This window comes from Nonomuraea sp. B5E05 (assembly GCF_039880665.1).
Lineage (GTDB): Bacteria > Actinomycetota > Actinomycetes > Streptosporangiales > Streptosporangiaceae > Nonomuraea.
This window is the reverse complement of the sequence record NZ_JBDPMJ010000018.1, coordinates 1-15345: the sequence shown is the minus strand read 5'-3', so window position 1 is coordinate 15345 and position 15345 is coordinate 1. Positions and strand designations below refer to the sequence as shown.

The window sequence follows — 15345 nt, the reverse complement described above, 5'->3', positions numbered from 1 at the left end:
TGCCTCGCGCAGCGCGGACTAGAGCTCCCGGCGCCGCCTCGCGACATGGACGGTGATGTCGGCGGCGATCTCGACCGTCGGAGGCAGCACCCGCATGATCCGGCTGAACACCTGCTCCTGCTCCTCGGCCGGCAGGACCAGATAGGCCGAGACGGTCGAGAGATAGCCGACGTAGTCGCGGGCGCTCATCGTCAACCGCCGCTCGACCACGGACTGCCGGACATCGGCGAACCACGCGGACCGCTGGAGCTCCGTGCCCGGCCACTGCATGTCCTCCTCCGGAGGCGTCCCGTCAGGAGACGGAACCTCGTCGCTGGCCAGGAACGGTGACCGTGCCACGCGAACGGCCTCCTGCACGGCCGGGTCGGCCAGCTGGACAGGACCGCCGAACGACGCGAACACGCCGCCCGGTTCGAGCAGCGCGGCCATGCGGGACCACCGCTCCTCCGGGTCCGTCCAGTGCAGCGCAGCCGCCGCATAGACCAGCCCGTACGTCTCGCCCGGCCGCAGGTCCTCGAAGGCGGCCCGCACGGTGCTGACGTTCGCCGGCACGTGCCTGCGCAGCTCGGCGAGCATGGCCCCGTCGGGCTCGGTCGCGGTCACGGTGATCCCTCGCTCGGCGAACAGGCGGGTCGCCTTGCCTGTGCCGGCGCCGATCTCGAGGGCGGTCAGAACGGGCTGAGCCGCGTACGCCATCACCATGTCGACCAGCCGCGCGGGATATCCCGGGCGGAACCGTTCGTAGGCTTCCGCCATCACCCCGAAGCTCAATGCGCGATTGGACATGCCGAGCATCCTGGCACAAGCCTATTGTGCGCCAATGCACGGAAGCCAGAATGAGAGGTGAACCGGAGAGCGGGAAGCCGGCAACCGATCCGGCAGATCTCCGGAGCGCCGCCAACGATCAACTGGCGAGCAAGGCGGGAGCATGGGCCGGCGGGGCCGCATCCGTCGAGGGATTCCTCCGGTGGGTCGTCGCCGATCTCGACCGCATGCCGGCGTTGCGCGTTCATGACGCCGAGTTCCGCCATTACGGCTCCGGATATGCGTCCTACGTCGATGTCTTCATCACCAAGCGCGACGGATCGATGCGCCGTTCCGAGAACGGCTGGACACACGTCGAGGGGTTGCCCCTGGCACTGTGCCGGCTCGCTCCGCTGGCGGCACTCTGCAAGCCCGACGAACGGTCTTCGGGGCCCGGCGGTGCCGGTAGCCGCGGTTTGCCGGCTCTGTCGCTGGTCACGGATGCCGCTCCTCCGGGATGGGTGGAGGAGTACCGGCAGATTCGCCAGGTGCTCGATCGGCACGACATCGCCTTGCTCGATCCTGCGATCCTCAGCCTGCCGTTGGAGGCCGGGCTCGTGGTGGAAACGGTCCTCGACAGCGCGCCTTACAGCGTGTTCGACGCCTGGTTCCACTGGATCGACTGAGGCAGGCCGGCGGCGATCGCGGTGAACTGTGCCATGACGAGTGCGCCATGACCGTCAGGGCCGCACTGCTGATCGCGCGCGTCGTTCACGAAGCGAGGGTGATCGCGGCCAGCTCGCGCCAGTCCCGCCGCCTGCCGTCACGGGTCGCCTCGGCGAACACGGTCTCGCCGAGGCGGTTCCGCGCCTCCGCGGCGATCCGGGAGACGTCCGGCTGCGAACGATCCGGTGTACCGCGCACGCCGTCGCTCGCCGCGAGCAGGCGCACGGCCTGCTCGTACTGCCCCTGGCGCAGCGCGAGATCCGCGATCCCGACCAACATCTCGGCGATCGTCGGTGGATAGGTGCGCTCCATGGACCGGGCCGCGCGCAACGCTTCGGCCCGATAGGCGCGAGCCTGCTCGAGATCGTCGGTGAGGTAGGCGTACAGGTGCATGGTCGTGGCGCGGACGGGGTCGGCCATCTCCGCGTCGCCCAACACCGCCTGCACCGTGGCCAGGTGCTCGCGCACGTCGTCCGGCTCGCCGCGCCAGCGCGCCAGCTGCGCCTTCGAGAGCGCCAGCTCGACGAGCGCGTCCGGCCAGGCGATCCCGCCCGCGCACCGCTGCGCCTCCGCCATGGCGGACGTGCTGGACTGCTCATCGCCGAGCAGCCAGTAGAGCTGGGCCAGCCGCGCCCGCACGCCGACCACGTCCTCGGTCGCGCCCACCTCGGTCAGCGCCACGACCGCCTCTTCGTAGTGCTCACACGCGCGTGCGAGCTCGCCGCGCGTGGCGAGCCGATCGGCCAGGAAGGTCAGCGCGAGCGAGATCCCCATCCGGTCACCCAGCGTGCGGAACTCGGCGAGGGCGAGCTCGGCGTCGGTGTCCACGTCGGTCTCGTCGCCGCCGAGCGTGAGCCGGAACCGGCCACGAGTGAGCCTGGCCTGCGCCCGCACCCACGGATCGTCACCGGCGATGAGCGGCTCGAACGCGGGCAGGAGCTCCGCCGGGCCCTGCAGCGTCAGCTCCAGTACCCTCGCGAACGCTAGCAGCGGATGGCGCGACCCGCTGCGCTGGGCGAACCGGTGCGCCTCGTGGATCCACTCCCGCGCCTGATACTGGTCGCCGCTGACCCCGGAGCTCATGAACACGGACACGACGAGGCAGGCCAGCGCCCGCACCTCGTCGGAAACCTCACCGGGCAGCGAGGTCGCCGCGATGCCCAGCTCGGCGCCCTCGGCCCTGTGCCCGCTGAGGAAGTAGTACCAGCCCGCCGCACCGGCCAGCCGCATCGCCTCCTCGGCCCATCCCGCGGCGATCGCCCCGCGCAGGGCCGCGGTGATGTTGTCGTGCTCGGCCTCCAGCGTGGACAACCATTCCAGCTGCCCGGCCCGGCGCAGGTGCGGATCGGCCGTCTCGGCCAGCTCGGTGAAGTAGGCGAGGTGCGCCCGGCGCGCCGCCTCGGTCTCCCCGGCATCGGCGAGCCGGTCCGCCGCGTATTCCCTGATGGTGTCGAGCATGCGGTAGCGCGGCGAACCCTCGCCGTCTTCGGCGAGCAGCAGCGACTTCTCGATCAGCGCGGTCAGCAGTTCGAACACCTGCTCTCCGGCGACCGCCTCGTCCCGGCACACCCGTTCGGCCGCTTCCAGGCTCGCCCCGCCGGCGAACACCGACAACCGGCGCAGCACGCCGCGCTCGGCCTCGGTCAGCAGATCCCAGCTCCAGTCCACGACCGCGCGCAGCGTCCTGTGCCGGGCGAGCGCCGTACGGCTGCCGCCGGTCAACAGGCGGAAACGGTCATCGAGCCGGTGTGCCAGCTGGTCGACGGACATCGTCCGCAGCCGCGCCGCGGCCAGTTCGATCGCCAGCGGCACCCCGTCGAGCGCCCGGCAGATCCGCGCCATGTCCGCCAGGGTGCGTGCGTCGGAGCCGATGCCCTTGCGCACCAGATCCGCGCGGTCCCGCAGCAGCCGCACCGAGGGCGAAGCGCCGACCTCGGACGGGGCCGCCTCCTTCGCGGGCAGCGCGAGCGGCTCGACCTGCCACAGCACCTCCCCGGTGATGCCGAGCGGCTCCCTGCTGGTGGCCAGGATCCGCAACCTCCGGCACTCCCCCAGCAGCCGATCGGCGAAAGCCGCGGCCGCCTCGATCACGTGCTCGCAGTTGTCCAGGACCAGCAGCATCGCGCGCTCGCGGACCGCGGCGACGAGCCGATCCATCGCCTCCCCGCCCCGCGCACCACCGAGCAACGGCTGGTCACGCAGGCCGATCGCGGTGAGGGCGGCCTGCGCCAGCTCCCCACCCGCACGCACCGAGGCCAGCTCGACCAGCCACGCCCCGTCCGGCAGCTCGGAGAGCATCGTCCGCGCGGTTTCCGTGGCCAGCCTGGTCTTGCCGGAGCCGCCCGCCCCCGTCAGCGTGACCAGCCGGTGCCTGGCGGCCAGCCCCGCGACCGCGGAAAGCTCATCGTCCCTGCCGACGAAGCTCGTCAGCTCGGCGCGCAGGTTGGTCCTGCGGTGCTCCGCCCGCTCGCCCAGCTCGCCCCGCAACACCGCGGTGTGCAGCGCGGAGAGCTCGGCCGACGGGTCGGCGCCCAGCTCCTCGGCGAGCCGCTCGCGGGTGCGCTGGTAGAGGGTCAGCGCCTCGTTCCCACGCCCGGCCTCGGCGAGCGCCCGCATCAGGGCCGCCACGAACCCCTCCCGCAGCGGGTACGCGGCGACCAGCCCGGTCAGCTCGGAGACCAGCTCCGAGCCACGGCCGAGGCGGAGGTCGGCATCCACCCGATCCCCGAGCGCGGCGACGTGCAGCTCCTCCAGACGTGCGACGGCGGCGTCGAACGCGTCGCTGCCCTGCAGGGCGATGTCCGCCATGGGCGCGCCGCGCCACAACGCCAGGGCCGAGCGCAGCAGCTCCGCCCGCGCCGCGGGCTCGGCGGCGCGGGCCTGACCCACCAGCTGCTCGAACCGGCACACGTCCACGGCGTCGGGAGCCACCGCCAGCCGGTAGCCGCCGGACTCCGCCTCGATCACGCCCTCCGGCACCACCCTGCGCAGCCGGGACACCAGCGCCTGCAGCGCATTCACCTCGTCCGCGGGCGGGCGTGGCCCCCAGATCCAGTCCACCAGCCGCGCCCGGGGGACGATCCGGCCAGGCTGGAGGGCGAGTGCGGCCAGCAGCGCGCGCAGCCGGGCGCCAGGAACCTCCACCACGGCCCCATAGCGGTCGCGCACCGCGAACGGTCCCAGCAAGTCGACGCGCACACCAGTCATTCTGCCGAACCGCGACGACTTCCCGAGCCGGTCGGCTGCGGCCTGTCAGCGGCCGTGTCAGCCCGGCGACGGCCCGATATCAGAGCGGTCGGCGAGGGTTGGACACGTCCAGCACGCGCGGCCTGCCCCTGAGAGGAACAACCATGGAACACACCGTCTCCACCATGCCGACCGCCCGTCAGCCCGGCTGTCCCTTCGACCCGCCGGCAGAGCTGATCGAGGCCCGCGAGCACGGCCCGATCAGCCGCTTCCCCTTCCCCGACGGACACCAGGGCTGGCTGGTCACCGGTTATGACCTGGTCCGGTCGGTCCTGGCCGATTCGCGGTTCAGCTCGCGTAAGGAGCTCATGCGCCACCATCCGATCATCGACTACGGCGACATCGAGGTCCCTCCGGCGCCGCCCGGCGAGTTCCTGCTCATGGACGAGCCCCGGCACAGCCGCTACCGCAAACCGCTGGTCGGCAAGTTCACCGTGCGGCGGATGCGGCTGCTCACCGAACGCGTCCAGCAGGTCACCGCCGAGCACCTGGACGCCATGGAGCAGGCCGGGCCGCCGGCGGACCTGGTGACCGCCTTCGCCAAGCCCATCCCCGCCGTCATCATCTGTGAGCTGCTCGGCGTGCCGTACGAGGACCGAGGGCGTTTCCAGGACAACATCGACAAGTTCCTCGGCGGGGAGGCCAGTGACGAGGACCTGATCGCGGCCTACACCGCGACCCAGCAGTACCTCGCGGAGCTGGTCGCCGCCAAACGCGCCAACCCCACCGACGACGTGCTCAGCGACCTGACCGACAGCGACCTGACCGATGAGGAGCTACGGGGGATCGCCCTGATCCTGCTGTCGGCCGGGTTCGACACCACCGCGAACATGCTGGCGCTGGGCACCTTCGCGCTGCTGCGCAACCCGGCGCAGCTGGCCGCGCTGCGCGCCGATCCCGCGCTCGCCGACCAGGCCGTGGAGGAGCTGCTGCGGTATCTGAGCGTCGCCAAGATGTTCATGCGCACGGCACTGGAGGACGTCGAGCTGGGCGGCCACACCATCAAGGCCGGTACGGCGGTCATCCTGCAGTACAACGTCGCCAACCGCGACCCCGAACGCTTCGCCGACCCCCACACTCTCGACCTCCGCCGGCAGGACGGCGGGCACCTGGCCTTCGGCCACGGCATCCACCAGTGCCTGGGCCAGCAGCTGGCCCGGGTGGAGATGCGGGTCGCCTTCACGGCGCTGCTCGACCGCTTTCCCACCCTGCGCCTGGCCGTACCGGCCGAAGAGGTCGCCCTGCGCCCGGAGACCGCCGACATCTACGGGGTCAAGAGCCTCCCGGTCACCTGGGACGCGTAACGGCCGGCCTGGCATCGGCGCGAATGGGGCACGTCAGGTGAGCGTCAGCGCGTACTGGAACTTGGCCGGCTTCGCTCCCTCCGGCACCTCGTACACGATCACCCCTTTGCGGGTGTCGCGCACGTGGATCGTCGAGCTGCCGCCGAAGGACTGTCCCTCACGCACGTCGTGGAAGGACGACCGGTACTGCTGCCCCCTCACCGTCGATCAGCGTCGCCTCGTTCGTCCTTCGTCGAGTTCGAACCGCTCCCGGTCGGGACCTACCACCCGCTGTTCACGGCCACGGACGGGACGTGAGACCCAGTCCTTCCCCATCACCATCGAGGCGAAAGAGTACTGCTAGGGATCGTCTGACGAATCGCCGCGTCACTGCCTGAGCCTGCCCGTGCACCGGGTCGCGCTGCTCGCAGGTGAGGGCGGCCGCCGCGGCCGCCCTCACGCGGGGGCCGTTGCGCGATGAGTCGAACGGGTCTCAGTCGCAGTACCTCCACTGGGTGGAGGTGGTGCCGTAGATCCCTCCGCCGTAGATCGCCTTGATGGATCCCGTCCACCTGATGCACGTGCCGGCGGCCTTGCCGCTGGCCGCCGCGTAGTGGGCGTAGTTCCCCTCGTCCTTGATGGTCTTCATGCCCTGACGCTCCAGGACGGCCTCCGTGTAGCTGGCGACGCCGTCCGCCCGGCCGACCCTCAGGGTGACCACACAGTTCTCCTGATAGGTGCCGTTCCACAACACGTAGACCTCGCCCAAGGGCATGTTGTTCCCGTTGTCCCAGAGATCCTCCCTGGTGAGCTGCGTGTAGGCGCCGTTCGGCCAGCCGCACCCCTGCTCGCTGACGACGGCCTGGCTCAGGGTGTGAGCCGAGGCGGGCGAGGCCACGAACATGATCGAGGCGAGCCCAAGGCCACACGCCACACCGGTGCGCGCGAGTATGCGCCGGTACGTCCGAGACATGGAAAGTCCTCCCAAGTACGGCTACATCTGCTCCGGCAGGAGCCGCCCCCGGAGATCGCCACATGGACATGGGCCGATTCCCCCGCCGGCTTGGCTTCAGCATGCCGCAGCACGTACACGCTGTCCTTACCGGAGCCTGCACAGTTATTTGACGCTGGATCCACTGTCAGGCACTCCGGGGCCCGCGCCGACCATCTCGCACCACCTGAAGGTGCTGCGCGAAGCCGGCCTGATCGACCACCAGCGACGCGGCACCTGGGTCTACTCCTGGATCATGACGCTCAAGCGCCTGACCGGCGTGCTGACCCTTCCCGAGAAGCTCGACGCGGACGTACGGTGAACCTCGCGCGCCGGCCGGCCGTCACGCGCCAGGAGGCTGGTACGCCACCTCCATCCGCGTGGCCTCATCGACCTCCTCTGGCGCCAGCAGGACGACCGTCTTCGTCCGTACCGCCCCAGTCGCCGATATGGTGAGCCCCACAGCGGCCGAAGCCGCGTTGCTCGGCAGGTCGAGGATCACATACGTGTCCGTATCCCCGAACGCGAAATACATCTGCTCGACCCGGCCGCCGACACTTTCCGCCATGCGTTCCACCGCCTGCCGCCGTCCGGTGCCGCCATCTCGCAACACCCCTTTGAGGCCCTCTGCGGTATAGGTCGCCTGGATCAGGTACTTGGGCATGGTCGACTCCCTCTCCTCGTGCCGCCACCCTTCGTTGAGGCGGCCGTTGCGGTCACGGGGTCGAAGTTCTCGGCTTAGGGTGACGGTAATCCCACCCGCTGTACTGGTTTTCCCCTGTCGCAGCCGTACGCCGCACAGTGCACCTGACGGCACCCGACCCCCGGCATCGTCCCCGCCTGCCGTCTTGCCCTTGACGTTGGGAAGAGCCTGTCCGAACAGCGGCGTCAGCGTCTCGGACGAGGGCTTCGACACCGTCACGGCGGGCGAGCCGGCCGGCGCCTTCGGTGCCGGATGGTCAGGGCCGGAAACGTGCACGGTGGCCGCAACCACCATGGCCGCGGCGAACAAGCCGCCGGAAAGCCCGGTGCCGATCATGGTGCTCCTCCTCGGTCGCCCAGGACCCTGATGATCGTCTTGAACACGGCGCCACACGTCCCGGACCACGTTCGGTCCGGGACATTCCGTGCACCGCAGCCTCGATCTTCACGATGCGGGCAGCAGCGCAGCTTCACCCCACACCGCCGGCGTCACCGGAGCCGATCACATCATCGACGGCGGCGTCGTCGTCACGGTCGTACGGTGGTTGACCAGGTCTTGACGCCTGCCTTACCGACGCAGGCCGATGCCCGGATCTAACCTTGAGTTGGAAGGGGCATGCCATGATCACCAATATCGTGATCGCGCTGATCGTCATGCTCACGGTCGGGCTGGTGGCCAGCGTCCGAGTCGTCAATCAGGTCGAGCGAGGCGTGGTCTTCCGCTTCGGCAAGGCCCAGCGGGAGGTCCGCCCGCCAGGACTCACCTTCCTCATCCCGGTCGCCGACCGGATGAAGAAGGTGAACATCCAGATCGTCACGATGCCGGTGCCCACGCAGGAAGGCATCACCCGTGACAACGTCTCCGTCCAGGTCGACGCCGTCGCGTACTTCCGGGTCGAGGAGCCGATGCGGGCGGCCATCGCGGTGCAGAACTACCTGTTCGCGATCGAGCAGGTAGCGCAGACCTCACTGCGCTCGATCATCGGCAAGAGCGATCTGGACGACCTGCTCTCCAACCGCGAGGAGCTGAACAAGGGCTTGGCGCTGATGATCGACAGCCCCGCGCTCGGCTGGGGCATCCACATCGACCGCGTGGAGATCAAGGATGTCCATCTCCCCGAGGGCATGAAGCGATCCATCGCCCGCCAGGCCGAGGCTGAGCGGGAACGCAGAGCCCGTGTGATCACCGCGGACGGAGAGTTCCAGGCCGCGCAGAGACTCGCCGACGCTTCGGCCATCATGAATCAGGCCCCCGGCGCGCTCCAGCTGCGCCTGCTGCAGACCGTGGTGGAAGTCGCGGCCGAGAAGACCTCCACGCTGGTCATGCCGGTGCCCGTGGAACTACTGCGCTTCTTCGAGCGCTCCGCGAATAGCACCCCGGTCGCGGAGGCCACCGAGCAGCCCGCCGGCTCCTCGGAAGGGGAGCCTGAAAGGCAGCCGGCCGTGCAGAGCTCCGCCACGCCCGAACTGGCCCCGTCAGGGCGTTCCTTCGAACGATCCGCCGCAGAACCGGCCGCAGAGAGCGGCGCCTCGCGCACTACATAGAGGCTACGGAAGCTGATCAAGCACCGCCCTCCGCAGGTGGGGTGCGCCTCCTGCTGGGAACCGCTCACTGACAGGGCTGCGCCAGCACGGCTTCCTCTGCGCACCGCGCCGCCGTCGGGGTCGCCGCGAACGTCCTCTGGAAGGGACGTTGCGGCCCGCTTGACCTGAACTTTGGTTCAGGTGCTGGGCTGTTCGCCGAACCTCTTCGGTCCGACGAATGCGAGCAGCATGGATGGCACAACGTCGTCTTCATCCACTTCAACGGCCTCGACCTCCCCTCCTTCCGCGCTGACCCTTCCTGTTGTGCTCGTCGGAGTGGTGCTCGTAGCGATGTCGATCTCGGGCACCGCAGTCGCGTTGCCGAGCATCGGGGCCGATCTCCATACTTCGGGGTCCCCGCTGAACTGGGTCGTGGCCGGTTACAACCTCGCGTTCGCTGCCATGACGCTCGTCGCGGGCTCGACCGCCGACCGAATCGGGCGGCGCAGGGTGTTCATCGCCGCCGCACTCATCTTCGCCATCGGGTTCGTGGTCACCGCGTTCAGCTCGTCGATCGTGCTGACCGATGTCGCGCGGATCATCTCCGGTGCCGGAGGCGCGGGGATCATGGCCGCCGGCGGCGCCATCCTCGCTTCCAGCTACGACGGCGCCGCCCGCAACCGGGCGTTCGCGCTGATGGGCACAATGGCCGGAATCGGCATTGCCGTCGGTCCCACCCTGTCCGGATTGCTGATCGCGGCCACCGGGTGGCGCGGAAGTTTCGCCGTTTACACCCTGATCGGCCTGCTCATCGCCCTCGGCGCTACGCGGACACACGAATCCCGGGCCGGCGACACCGGCAGGACCGACTGGGCCGGGAGCGTTCTGTTCATCGCCGCGTTGGCCCTGCTCATGTTCGCGATCCTCGAAGCCCCGGCGTTCGGATGGACCCATCCCACCATCCTGGTCATCGCCCTTGCCGGGCTCGTGGCGTTGGTGGTCTTCGGCGCGCTGCAGCGCCGCAGCCCCTCCCCGGTGCTCGCACCCTTCCTCGTCACCCATCGGAGGTTCATGGGCTGGAGCCTGGCGACACTGACGACCTCCGTCGGATTCCTTGGCGCCCTGGTTTTCCTGCCCACCTACCTCCAGGCCGCAGGCGGCCTGTCTCCCGCCGCCGCAGGCGTGGCGATGCTGCTGCTCACCGCGCCCGTGCTGGTGACGCCGATGTTCGCCGTGACCCTCATCAACCGCGGCGTCTCGCCAGGCACACTCATCCTGATCGCCCTTCTTCTTGTCGTGGGCGGGAACTTCTGGCTCACGGCCCTGACGGCGGATCACGTGGTCGCGGTGGTGGCGGCACCGCTGCTCATGATCGAGATGGGCATGGGCGCGTCGTTCGGCATCACCGACGGCCAGGCCATGAGCATCGTTCCCGCCGACGCCGTCGGCATGGCCGCCGGATTCCTCAACACACTCCGCGGCGCAGCCGAAGCTCTGGTGATCGCCGCGTTCGGTGCCTCCCTCATCGGGTTCCTGAGCGCGCGGCTCGGCGACTCCGCCCGCGCCGCCGCCGTCAGCGCCGGTCGCCTGTCGGCCGATGGCTCGTCCGAGGAGCTTGAGGCGTTCACCTGGTCGTGGCACATGACCCAGCTCGGTATCGCCGCGCTCTGTCTGATCCTCTCCATCGGCGTCGCCGCTTTGATCGTCAGCGGCCGGTCCAGGCCCCGGGCCGACACCGCCGACTGATTCGCTCGACACGCCGGCATGACCGCGAGCGGCGAAGCGCTTGACCTGAACCGCAGTTGAGGTTCTAAGGTGAGTGGCTGGTCTCGAAAGGAACACCCGATGTCGGTCTACACCCCGCGCGGTCTGCCTCACGACCGAGCCGCGGCGTGCCTGGCGTACCATCGGCAAGGTCGTGTAGCCGCGCCGCAACAAGACCATTGCCGACTGGCACGACATCACCGCACGCTTCGGCGAGATGCGGGCTGCCACGAACGGACATGACCGCCGTGCCCTCGGCCGGTGAGGACCTCATGGACGCCAGCCCGGACGATCGACTCACGCTCGGCGAGGTCGTCGACCGGACCGGCGTGCCGGCCTCCGCACTGTACTTCTACGAACGCAAGGGACTCGTCTTCGCCGAGCGCAACGCGGGGAACCAGCGGCTGTACCCACGGCACATGATCCGCCGGATCTCGCTGATCATCGTCGCGAAACGCCTGAGCATTCCACTGACCGACGTGGCTGCTGTGTTCGCGACTCTTCCCACCGACCGCGCACCGAGCCACGAAGACTGGCAGCGTGTCTCCCGCGCTTGGAAGAAGCGGCTGGAGGAACGCCGCCGCGCGATCGAGGACCTTGAGCGCGAACTCACCGGGTGCATCGGCTGCGGTTGCCTTTCCATGAGAGCGTGCCTGCTGCTGAACCCCGACGACGCCCTCAGAAGCCACGGCCCGGGGCCCGTACGCCTGCAACAAGCGCACCCGGCCAGCGGTCGGACAGCTCGAAGGCAGCCCTCGCGCTGAGGCTTTCGCTGGGGACCCGATCACGTGGGCGTCGCGCCGCCCAGTCGGCGCTCGAGGCGGTGCGCTGCCCAGGTCAGCTCGTCAGCTGCCCGGCCAGTGCCGTGTCCTTGACGATGACTGGCAGTTGCCGGCGCGGACCACCTCGGCCGGCACGGAGCTGTTGTAGAGGACGAGCCCGGTCACCGCCGCGAACAGCGGTCTGGTGTCCGAAACAGGGGTCGGCGGACCACAGCTCAGGAGGAAGTGGGTTTGATCAGGCTGACCGCGCGAACCACTGCGGCGAGGGCATCGGGATTGTCGGTGCGGTGGTGGACGTCCAGAGCTGTGTCGGCGAGCTTGATCACGTGTTCGTCGCCGTGCCGGACGGCGAGGTCGAACACTTCCGCGGCCGATCCGGGGATATCGGGCAGATTGTCCTGGGGTGCGGCCTCGGTCGGGGCGTAAGCGGCGGTCACCGCGGCGCTGGCCGCCCATGCGGCGTTGAGGCTGGCGCTCCAGACATCCGCCGGCAACGCGGGTAGAGTCCGCAGCACAGCCGTCGGTGCCGTCGCGCTGTGGACCAGCATGACGGGCGAGCCATGCGCGTGAGTGACGTAACGGAGGGTCGCCGCGTCCGCGAGCTCGGTGAGACGCGTACGAGCCTGCTCGGCATCGGCGGCCGGCTTGAGTGCGGCAAGCGACGGCCCCCACCCAGCGGATTCAGCCAGCTGGTCGAGCCGGTGGTTGATGCCCATGCTCTGGTCGGGGACACGCGGGACCTCAGCGATGGCACGCTCCGGTTCGGCGGTGCCGGACGGCACGTCGAAGCCTGCGATGGCCTGCCAGCGCGCCGCCCAGTAGCCGAGCGCCTGGCCCAGTTCAGCAAGACGCCCCTCGTCCTGCTGCCGGAGCAACGCATGGACCGCGTGCCCGGTGCGGATCACTCCATGGGTGGCCCCGGCAGCGATACCGGGCAGCAATCGTGGCCACCAGGTTTCCATTACGGCACGCCACGGCTGCTCCTTCACCTCCCTGTCGAAGAACGTCAGCCAGTCGCCGAGACGCTTCGGATCACCCAGCGCCTCCCGCCAGTCCTCGGCGCCAATCGGCGAACTGCTGCTCGGAAGCTCGTCCAGCCGGCCGACATAGCTGTCGAGCCAGCGGTGTACGTCACGGTCGTATCCATGCCTGACCATCGCCTCGACCGCCATCGGGCCGTGGTTGGTCAGCCATCCGTCGAATTCGGGGCCCGTCCTGTGCAGCCGCTCGTACGCTTCTTCCAGTGTCCCGGTGTCGTCCATGACACCGGACGCTAGCGGCCGACCGCCGACATGCGCCTTGGGCCGGCGACCGAGAGGATCTACTCCTTTGGACCTAATCCCTCGCTCAAGGCGCCCGCGATTGCGGGAAACCTGCGGACCCGATGACCATGCTGGCTCTGTCATCAGCGCTGCCGTCGTTTCCGTACAAGACGGTCGCGGTGACCACTTCGTAGCATGGGCGCGGGCGCCCCGCCACTGCGTCGGCATGGCGCTGCGGCCCGCTTGTCGATCTACCCGGCGACCTCGTCGCCGGACTATGAGGAGAACAGCACATGCGTGATCTGGTCTATACCGGATTCATTTCGCTTGACGGCATCGTGGACTCCCCCGGCGGTGGGCCGGGAGAGGAGCACCGCAGCGGTGGCTGGGTGTTCAAGGACATCGAATTCCTGCCCGAGGCCTTCTCGCTGAAGGGCGAGGAGCTTGAGGATACGACGGCGCTGATGTTCGGCCGCCGGAGCTACGAGGCGTTCGCACCGGTCTGGCGCGACTCGGATGACCATGCCGCCTACAAGGAACTGCCCAAGTACGTGGTCTCGACCACGCTGTCCGACGACGACCTCGTCGAGGGGTGGGGGCCGACGACGATCCTGCGCTCGGCCGACGACGTCGTCGGGCTCAAGAAGAGCGAGGGTGGCGCGATCTTCATCCATGGCAGTGCGGAGCTCGCCCGACGGCTGTCGGAGGCCGGCCTGATCGACCGGTACAACCTTCTCCTTTTCCCAGTGCTGCTCGGAGCCGGGAAAAGCCTGTTCAGCAAGGCGGACAAGGACAAGCAGGTACTGACCCTCCGGGCGTCCGCAGCCTACCCCAACGGCATCGTGAAGCTGATCTACGACGTCGTCAGCTGATCCAGATCCAGGGCGATCGCACCATCGCCGCCCTCGCGGAGTTGTCGCGCCGTACGCCCGACGTACCGGCGCAGCGCACGGCGCGGGCGTGCCCCTTCGGGTCCAGAAGGGGTCTGAGAACCAGTAGCAGGCGTCGTCGCTGCAGGCGGGCAGGCCGTCGATGTGGCGTTGCGGCCGACCCAGTGCGAGGCGGCCAGCTTGGAGGAGGCGTCCAGGGCACGGTTGGCGACCAGCCTCAGCTCTCGCCGCTCAAGATCACCGATAGGGTGCGCCAGAAGCAAAAGGAGCCTCTGACGTGTCACCCTCAGCCCCTTTAGCCTGGATAGCGGCCCTTGCCGCTGCGGCCTACCCAACCTGGAACACCTGGAAGAACTGGTTCGACTGGTCCTCCCTGTTCGCGGCCGCCGGCATGTCGGAGGAGTACTACGCGAAGGAGCACTACGGGGGCTTCGCCGAGGGCGTCGTGAGCTGCGTACGTCTGTACGACTCGATCGACCACTCGCCGTTTCTGCTGCTGCGCGACGACCTCGCCACACTCACCGAACTCGCGACGACCTGGGCCCTGCCTGTGCTGGCCGTGCTGATCGCCCTCGTGCGGCGGCATTCGGCGACTGCGGGACCGCGTGCCGCCTGGCTGCTGGCGCTGATCGCGCTCGTCCGGCCGCTCTCGGCCGACTACAAGGGGGACGGCATCTGCTCCGGCTCGCTGCCCATGTTCACCCCGGACTGGTTCGAGGCTCTTTCCGGCGGCTGGGGGCTCTGGGAGCTGTGCCTGCTGGCGGCTGCCCTGCTCATACTGCTCGCATCCGGCTCCCCGGCGCCGCCGATCTCTGGACGGCGCACCCTGACGGCGGCCATGGACGCCCTGGTGGTGTACGGACTGGTGACCCTCGCCCCGCTCCTCACCGGAGACGAATCCCTGCGCGTCGGCCTGCTGCGCCAACTCCGGTTCGACGACATCCGCGACGACCCCGCCCGGCTGCTGGTGCTCGTGCTGCCGGTCGGCTACCTCCTGTTGAGACACGGCCGGCGGGGAAAGGGGTAAAAGGACGGTTCACGGCCGGACAGGCCGCCTCGCCAGAGGTACGACTACCCGCAGCTGCAGGCCTTCCTCCGCCGTCGCGGAATCGTTCCCCCTACGTATCGTCGTGGGGTCGAGGTAAGCCAGCGATTGGAATCGAGCGGATGTTGTCATGGCTGGCCCGGCACACGTTGGTTACACCGTCGCCCAGAACGCCGATCCGACCACTACGGTTTCTTCGTCGCGATCGCGGCAGCCCTCTCCTGCCACCGCCGGCCATCCAAAATGAGACGACGTCTAAGCCTGGATCCACGGTTTGAAATCTGATGCTGGTGTTGTGAAATGCGGCGAGGTGCCCTCTGAACTGGGAAGATTGGAGTTCTCTACGCTTCAATCAGCCAGCCCAGGAAGGCACCTCGTAAGTGCGA

The 15345-nt window shown here is 69.1% G+C and carries 13 protein-coding genes and 1 pseudogene; 8 read left to right on the top strand and 6 right to left on the bottom strand.

Annotated features, from left to right (window positions below):
- Positions 1-18: 18 nt before the first annotated feature.
- Positions 19-786: a class I SAM-dependent methyltransferase gene (locus tag ABGB01_RS29280; RefSeq protein ID WP_347776756.1), complete on the bottom strand. Its 768-nt coding sequence runs from the start codon at positions 784-786 to the stop codon at positions 19-21.
- Between the two features lie 50 nt (positions 787-836).
- On the opposite strand from ABGB01_RS29280, the gene ABGB01_RS29275 reads away from it, so the two are divergent.
- Complete coding sequence (locus tag ABGB01_RS29275; protein WP_347776755.1) at positions 837-1430, top strand: hypothetical protein; 594 nt, start codon at positions 837-839, stop codon at positions 1428-1430.
- 85 nt (positions 1431-1515) lie between these two features.
- Here ABGB01_RS29275 and ABGB01_RS29270 read toward each other — a convergent pair whose 3' ends face one another.
- Positions 1516-4677, bottom strand: coding sequence for a BTAD domain-containing putative transcriptional regulator (locus tag ABGB01_RS29270; protein WP_347776754.1), 3162 nt, complete (start codon positions 4675-4677; stop codon positions 1516-1518).
- A 143-nt stretch (positions 4678-4820) separates the two neighbouring features.
- Between ABGB01_RS29270 and ABGB01_RS29265 the strand changes: the two genes are divergently transcribed.
- Positions 4821-6020, top strand: a complete 1200-nt coding sequence (locus ABGB01_RS29265; RefSeq protein ID WP_347776753.1) for a cytochrome P450 — start codon at positions 4821-4823, stop codon at positions 6018-6020.
- Positions 6021-6053: 33 nt separating this feature from the next.
- On the opposite strand, the gene ABGB01_RS29260 is transcribed toward ABGB01_RS29265, so the two are convergent.
- A complete protein-coding gene (locus ABGB01_RS29260) occupies positions 6054-6221 on the bottom strand; it encodes a hypothetical protein (RefSeq protein ID WP_347776752.1) in 168 nt (55 codons plus the stop codon).
- A 271-nt stretch (positions 6222-6492) separates the two neighbouring features.
- On the bottom strand, positions 6493-6972 hold the full coding sequence (locus tag ABGB01_RS29255; protein WP_347776751.1) for a hypothetical protein: 480 nt from the start codon (positions 6970-6972) through the stop codon (positions 6493-6495).
- A 187-nt stretch (positions 6973-7159) separates the two neighbouring features.
- On the opposite strand from ABGB01_RS29255, the pseudogene ABGB01_RS29250 reads away from it, so the two are divergent.
- Positions 7160-7312 (top strand): annotated as a pseudogene (locus tag ABGB01_RS29250) (ArsR family transcriptional regulator); the annotation flags it as partial.
- A gap of 21 nt (positions 7313-7333) precedes the next feature.
- On the opposite strand, the gene ABGB01_RS29245 reads toward ABGB01_RS29250, so the two are convergent.
- Positions 7334-8029 carry a GYD domain-containing protein gene (locus ABGB01_RS29245; protein ID WP_347776750.1) on the bottom strand — a complete coding sequence of 232 codons (696 nt, stop codon included), beginning with the start codon at positions 8027-8029 and terminating at the stop codon, positions 7334-7336.
- 284 nt (positions 8030-8313) lie between these two features.
- Here ABGB01_RS29245 and ABGB01_RS29240 point away from each other — a divergent pair, with 284 nt between their 5' ends.
- From ABGB01_RS29240 to soxR, 3 genes are all read left to right on the top strand, one after another.
- Positions 8314-9237, top strand: coding sequence for an SPFH domain-containing protein (locus ABGB01_RS29240; protein WP_347776749.1), 924 nt, complete (start codon positions 8314-8316; stop codon positions 9235-9237).
- Between the two features lie 180 nt (positions 9238-9417).
- Positions 9418-10962, top strand: coding sequence for an MFS transporter (locus ABGB01_RS29235; RefSeq protein WP_347776926.1), 1545 nt, complete (start codon positions 9418-9420; stop codon positions 10960-10962).
- 257 nt (positions 10963-11219) lie between these two features.
- Positions 11220-11744 (top strand): redox-sensitive transcriptional activator SoxR, encoded by a 525-nt coding sequence (soxR, locus tag ABGB01_RS29230; RefSeq protein ID WP_347776748.1) that lies wholly within the window; start codon positions 11220-11222, stop codon positions 11742-11744.
- A 233-nt stretch (positions 11745-11977) separates the two neighbouring features.
- Here the strand turns inward: soxR and ABGB01_RS29225 are convergent, their stop codons facing one another.
- On the bottom strand, positions 11978-13024 hold the full coding sequence (locus tag ABGB01_RS29225; RefSeq protein WP_347776747.1) for a questin oxidase family protein: 1047 nt from the start codon (positions 13022-13024) through the stop codon (positions 11978-11980).
- A 293-nt stretch (positions 13025-13317) separates the two neighbouring features.
- On the opposite strand from ABGB01_RS29225, the gene ABGB01_RS29220 reads away from it, so the two are divergent.
- Both ABGB01_RS29220 and ABGB01_RS29215 read left to right on the top strand, forming a co-directional pair.
- On the top strand, positions 13318-13896 hold the full coding sequence (locus ABGB01_RS29220; RefSeq protein WP_347776746.1) for a dihydrofolate reductase family protein: 579 nt from the start codon (positions 13318-13320) through the stop codon (positions 13894-13896).
- A 295-nt stretch (positions 13897-14191) separates the two neighbouring features.
- Entirely contained in the window at positions 14192-14941 is a 750-nt protein-coding gene (locus tag ABGB01_RS29215) for a hypothetical protein (RefSeq protein WP_347776745.1), read from the top strand.
- Positions 14942-15345 lie beyond the last annotated feature (404 nt).

Excerpts from the sequence above, each read along its gene's own strand:
- ABGB01_RS29245 (WP_347776750.1), bottom strand. The coding sequence starts at position 8,029 with ATGATCGGCACCGGGCTTTCCGGCGGCTTGTTCGCCGCGGCCATGGTG.
- ABGB01_RS29255 (WP_347776751.1), bottom strand. The coding sequence starts at position 6,972 with ATGTCTCGGACGTACCGGCGCATACTCGCGCGCACCGGTGTGGCGTGT.
- ABGB01_RS29240 (WP_347776749.1), top strand. The coding sequence starts at position 8,314 with ATGATCACCAATATCGTGATCGCGCTGATCGTCATGCTCACGGTCGGG.
- soxR (WP_347776748.1), top strand. The coding sequence starts at position 11,220 with ATGACCGCCGTGCCCTCGGCCGGTGAGGACCTCATGGACGCCAGCCCG.
- ABGB01_RS29220 (WP_347776746.1), top strand. The coding sequence starts at position 13,318 with ATGCGTGATCTGGTCTATACCGGATTCATTTCGCTTGACGGCATCGTG.
- ABGB01_RS29225 (WP_347776747.1), bottom strand. The coding sequence starts at position 13,024 with ATGGACGACACCGGGACACTGGAAGAAGCGTACGAGCGGCTGCACAGG.
- ABGB01_RS29275 (WP_347776755.1), top strand. The coding sequence starts at position 837 with ATGAGAGGTGAACCGGAGAGCGGGAAGCCGGCAACCGATCCGGCAGAT.
- ABGB01_RS29265 (WP_347776753.1), top strand. The coding sequence starts at position 4,821 with ATGGAACACACCGTCTCCACCATGCCGACCGCCCGTCAGCCCGGCTGT.
- ABGB01_RS29280 (WP_347776756.1), bottom strand. The coding sequence starts at position 786 with ATGTCCAATCGCGCATTGAGCTTCGGGGTGATGGCGGAAGCCTACGAA.
- ABGB01_RS29270 (WP_347776754.1), bottom strand. The coding sequence starts at position 4,677 with ATGACTGGTGTGCGCGTCGACTTGCTGGGACCGTTCGCGGTGCGCGAC.